The sequence below is a fragment of the Streptomyces sp. NPDC096324 genome (assembly GCF_044763015.1).
Taxonomy (GTDB): domain Bacteria; phylum Actinomycetota; class Actinomycetes; order Streptomycetales; family Streptomycetaceae; genus Streptomyces.
Window position 1 is genome coordinate 1 of the sequence record NZ_JBIWFK010000036.1, and the last position, 5,094, is coordinate 5,094.

Annotated in this window: 4 protein-coding genes; 3 read left to right on the plus strand and 1 reads right to left on the minus strand. The window is 64.2% G+C overall.

Going from position 1 to position 5,094, the window contains the following annotated elements; genetic code table 11:
• Both ACIQ7M_RS40790 and ACIQ7M_RS40795 read left to right on the plus strand, forming a co-directional pair.
• Positions 1-227: hypothetical protein (locus ACIQ7M_RS40790; protein WP_403654205.1), on the plus strand; the 227-nt coding region annotated here is incomplete at its 5' end.
• A 284-nt stretch (positions 228-511) separates the two neighbouring features.
• Positions 512-1,180 (plus strand): class I SAM-dependent methyltransferase, encoded by a 669-nt coding sequence (locus ACIQ7M_RS40795; protein WP_403654208.1) that lies wholly within the window; start codon positions 512-514, stop codon positions 1,178-1,180.
• Positions 1,181-2,902: 1,722 nt separating this feature from the next.
• Here ACIQ7M_RS40795 and ACIQ7M_RS40800 read toward each other — a convergent pair.
• Positions 2,903-3,127 carry a hypothetical protein gene (locus ACIQ7M_RS40800; protein WP_403654211.1) on the minus strand — a complete coding sequence of 75 codons (225 nt, stop codon included), beginning with the start codon at positions 3,125-3,127 and terminating at the stop codon, positions 2,903-2,905.
• A 337-nt stretch (positions 3,128-3,464) separates the two neighbouring features.
• Here ACIQ7M_RS40800 and ACIQ7M_RS40805 point away from each other — a divergent pair, with 337 nt between their 5' ends.
• The gene (locus ACIQ7M_RS40805) at positions 3,465-3,926 is read left to right on the plus strand and encodes a hypothetical protein (RefSeq protein WP_403654214.1); all 462 of its coding nucleotides are present in this window, start codon (positions 3,465-3,467) and stop codon (positions 3,924-3,926) included.
• Positions 3,927-5,094 lie beyond the last annotated feature (1,168 nt).

Here is a 5,094-nt window from a genome sequence, read left to right on the forward strand (position 1 = left end):
AGCTCCCACAAACCGTCCGGCACCATCCGCTCAACAAGCGAAGCAGTCACCACCCCAGACTGCCGCAAGATCACGCCAAACGAAATGGCGTCTTAATAGGTGCGTTTGGCACCTTGAGTGGCTCGCTCGTGGTCAGTTGGCTGGCACCCCGTCATCTTGGGCGGAGGCTTTCAGCGGTTACCGAGCTGCGCGAGCCGATTTCCATGATCACGCTCGGCGGAGCCTGAAGGTAGCCGAGCTCAAGCCCGTGCGTGAGGCACCGTGGCCTCCGCCCTGGCGGCCGGTTCGAGAACCTTCTGATCCGTAGCTCTACATAGATCGGTCATCCAAGGTCATACAGGCTGCCGGAAGGGCTATGAGGGTTCGTGTTGGGCGCTGCCGGTTGCTGAGGTTGCTGTACTTCGCTGCTGTACGGCATACGCCCTCACGAGGCCAGCCTGGCCGTGAAGAACGGTTTGGTGCTAACCGCTCTACCGGCCCCAAGTCCCCTGTGCGGTCATATCGTTGGCTGATGCACACACACCCCATTGACCGCCCGGCCGACCTCGACGTCGTACGTGAGGCCTACGACCGGGTGGCCGACAACTACGCCCACATGGTCGTGACGACAGGAATCGGCGACATCCGCAAGGATCCATGGCTCAAGGCGTCGATCGACGCCTTCGCCGACACCGTGCGCGGGCTCGGGCCCGTCCTCGATGTCGGCTGCGGACCCGGAACGGTGACCGCCTACCTCGCCGAACGCGGACTCGATGTATCCGGGGTAGATCTCTCTCCTCGCATGATCGAGAACGCGCGCCGGCTTCATCCGGAGTGCCGCTTCGCTGTCGCTTCCGCCACCGAGCTCGACCTCGGTGAAGGGTCTTTGGGCGGCGTGCTCGGGTGGTGGTCACTGTTCAACCTCCCCCGGGAGGTCCCTACCCAGGTCCTCGCCCTGTTCGCGCGCGCGTTGAAGCCAGGCGGTCACTTCATTACCGGAACACACGTCGGTGACGAGGACGCGGTGCGCACCGAAGCCTACGGCGGCGTACCCGTCCGATGGACGACACACAAGTGGCGGCCTGAACAACTCGTCAACCTGATCGAGCAGGTCGGCCTAAACTCGGTCGCCGAACTGCGACTCCCCCCGACGGATTACAGCGGGCCCGGTCTGGTCGTCATGGCCAAGCGGCCCGACTGACGATCATGAGGAATCGAAGCGGCATAGGGTCTTCTGCCGGGACTCACCACCTGACGGCTACCGCCACTTGCCGTTTGGATACTCCCCGAGGGCCGAGTGGTGCTCAATAGCCGAAGAAGTGCGGAGCCGGGTCTCCGACCTGCACCCCTGCAATCGATCAACGCTGCGACCTGCGACTTAGCCGTCGACGGTTGTCAGCGTTGGTCGTCGTTGTGCACCCTCGGACGGCCCAGGGACGGCCCGGCGGGTGCTCAACACAATCACGGATGGAGTACCCCGACGCCAGAGCTTTCCTTGGAGAGATAGATCGCTCCGCTGCGCTTCGTCGCCGTTAGACGTCGTCCATGCTTCCTGGGCCTGCGACGCATTTTCCGGCCTCGTCCACTAGGTAGATGACGTCACGGGTGCCCACTGCGCCTTCCGCTTTGCCTGGCTCGGGGTCGATGAATGGGCAAACCGACTCGACTCCTCGGACGGCAACCTTGTACGTCACAGGCCACGCGCGTTCTTCGTTCCACCCAAAAAGGAAGCCGCCGCCCTCGCCGGGCTCTCGGCCAGGATCCCCCTCGACCACAAGACCGAGCTTTCCGCACTGCGGACAACCAAACACGTGGGCATCCCACGCCGACTCATTGACCAACCGCACCGGCAGTCCTTCGTCATCGGAACTGCTGCACCCCGTAGCGGAGACGGCAGCGATGCCTAGCACGGCCAGCAGCGCAATAGGCGATCGTTTCAGGCTCCGGCGGGACAAAGTGGTGGGACTGCCTGGCCTCAATGGTCGCATGCCTGGACTCCTGCGTGATCATGATTCGACCTGGATCATCGCAGGTCATAGGTGTGATCGGCAACGCTCCAAGACTCCTGACCTGGTGTGTGGTCGTGAGACGGGGCGTAGTTCCGCTGGTCGCAGCAAATGGCGGAGTCACTCCGACCGGCCCCCTCGATGCGAACTATGGGCGCGACGGTCACTGAGGTCTGCTCGGCTGGTCACACGGTCGCATGTGGCTGCTGCCGGTTGACTCGGGTCGCGACGGTTGCTGTACCTCGCTGCTGTACGGCAGGAAGGGCTCTGCTTGGATCGGCCCATGATTTCTGTTGGCACCCCGGACGAGACGCAAGAGAAAGCAGAGCTTGCAGTCTAGTTCGGCGGAGCGTCCTTGGCGTTCTGGTTCTGCTGTCCGTTCTGGATACTGGTCAGCTTCGTCGCGCTGCCTCTGGCGCTCGTTGGCCTGGTGCGGGCCTTTGTCGAGTACCGCGCATCAAAGTCGGGACGAGCGAACAGGACGCGAGCTGTAGCGGGTGGCGTGTTGTCCCTCTTGGGGGCGGCAGCGGCGATCGCCTACATGATCTTTCTGGCTACCCATCCTGATCTTCCCGTCCAGGGGTAGCCGCCTCATTGGTGGCCTGTTCTATGCGGGTCAGGCGGACGAATAGACCCACCGCTTTAGGAGCGAGGTGGGGCGAGTTGGCGCCTGATCTGCGGAACGCGGACTTCGGCACCTGCTGGCTATGCCCTCGCCAGCAGCCGCAGTTCCCCGTGAGTCCCCGCCCGTTCTGGCGCGGTTGTGGCACGAGGAAACCCTGCTCCGTAGCTCAGCCAGTCCAGTCAGCGGGCTCGTTCCGAACGCTTCGAGGCACTGGAAGGGTGGCAGCGGGCAGGGACGGCCGATGGGGGCAAGCCCACTTCGCCGACCGATGAACCAGATCAATCACCAGCGGTTAAAACACGCCCTCGCCGCGCGGGGTGGGAACCTGCTGCCAGCCGTCGACCGACCTGGTGATGAACAGCACACGGTAGACCTCGCGGGTCCATACCGTGGCCCCTTCCCCGTGCTCGGGGAGCTCCTCGAGCGCTTCTTCTTCCGAGTCGTAGCTGTACTTCCGGCCCTTCGAGTCCCGGATCATCCACTCTCTGCCGGGCAGTCCCGCGAGTCCCATAGCCATGACGATCTTCCCTCCCTTTGGTGTGGGCGAGATCGTAGTCGCTGTGGACTCGTAGGCCGACGACGGACGTTGCTCTGTGGCCTCATCTTTATCAGGTCGATCACCAGGAGTCGGCGGCGTCGGCCAACCAGCCTTCGCCCTCGGTGGATCGTCCGTTCGAGTTCGGCGTTGGCCGTCGATGTCCGGAGCTGTTGGTGTCAGGGGCTGGTGTCAGCTGCCATATACGTCCTTGACAACCTTGACCGACGCAGCTCACGCCAACGGGCAACGTTCACTTTGTCGTCGATGCTTGCCTGAGGTGGTGGCAGGAGTATCGTTCGCCGGTAACGTCCGGTCCATGCCATCGCAGACGTGGATACGCCTCGATGCCGCTGAGCGGCGGAGTTACTGGTGGCGGACCGTGTTCGTGACGCTGACCTTCATCGGCATGGCGGTGGCGGCTGGGCTCACTACATCGGCTGCTGAGCGGTGGTGGTGGATCGGCGGCACCGCCGGGTTCTACTCGCTCGCACTCCTCTCCATGGTCGACCAAGGGACCGGTGCGACACTCCTCACACCCGAGGGCATGGAGTTCCACACCCGCTTCCGTCGCAGATCAGTGCCTTGGAGCGAGGTTGTGGAAATTGAGAAGCGTCACCGCACAGGGCGGAGCAGTACGTGGTCGTACGTGCGTGTCGTCCGAGTTCGCGGCAGGGCGCTAACGGCTCCGGGCGCCTTCACGGCCCGCCGATACGACCACAAGTTCGAATCGAAGTTGGCGACAATTCGGGCGTATGAGGCTCGCGCAGTCGACAACTGATGCATCGGGCACCGCTCATCCAGTTGATCCCTATGGCGACAGCTCCCTTGCGCTGGTGACTGCGGCCCACCCCTCACCCCAGCTCCCATCCCGTCCGCCGTCGACCCACACACCGTGGAGCGGGCGTAGTTCATGGCGTCCAGGTGGAGCGCCCAACTGGACGAATGACCTGGACGCCATGGGCCGCGTCTGCTCGGCTCTGCCTGGGTCGATGGTGGACGGGATGGGAGCCACTACGCTCGCCACGATGTGCCCGCGGCCGGGAACGGCGCCCCCTCCATCCCGGTGCCGGCCGATCCCCCGCCGGAGGCATCGTCTGTGCCCGTGGCTGCATCGTCGGGTGCTCGACTCATGACCTCCGGGCCTGTCCACGTGTGGGTGGGCGTCGGCGCAGCCGGGGCGGAGCGGGCCGAAGGCAGGAGCGGCGCCCCGAGCGGTGCCGGGAGCCCGCCCGGCGGAGCGGCGCGCAGCCGGGGCTTGAAACCAGTGGAGAAAGTTTGAATCATGTCGTGATCGTGCGGCAGACCCAATCGGCTCATGGATGAATTGACTGAGCAGTGGGAGGAGTTCGTTGGCGGCACGGTCCGCCATGCACCCGCGGTCAACGGTGCGCGCGCTCAATGCCTTGTTGAGAGTGCGTCAGGGGTGAAGCCCAGGGAGTGGAGTTTCTTGATCCACTCCCCGTTTACTCCCCAGAAGCCCCGGGAAACGAGTCAGGGCCGGTTTCCCGTGAAGGAAAACCGGCCCTGACCTGGTGTTTTCAGCTGTCGGGGTGGCGGGATTTGAACCCACGACCTCTTCGTCCCGAAGCAACTTGCACGGGGGCCTGGCCTTGGGCTGGTGTGGTTCTCGCCTGCGCCGACGGTCCGCAGACGTCCGCGCTCGTCCGCCGCTGTTCGTCGGCGTTGTCACGCAGTTAGACACGCACCGCTCAATGCTCGATCAAGCACAGGGCCGTTGTCAGTGCCAGCCTTTAGGGTCTCAGGCGCGCGGTCGGCTTCCGGGGGTTCCAGCTCTGAAAGGAATGGTTGCATCCCCGGCCTGTCTGGGGGCGGCCCGGAGAATCATCCGGGACCTACTGACCTTGAATGCGTGATGTCGTCATGGTGGTTGGCGTCGGAGGCCGGTGCCGATGAGGCAGCCGTCGAGGACATCGTGTCGGTACTGG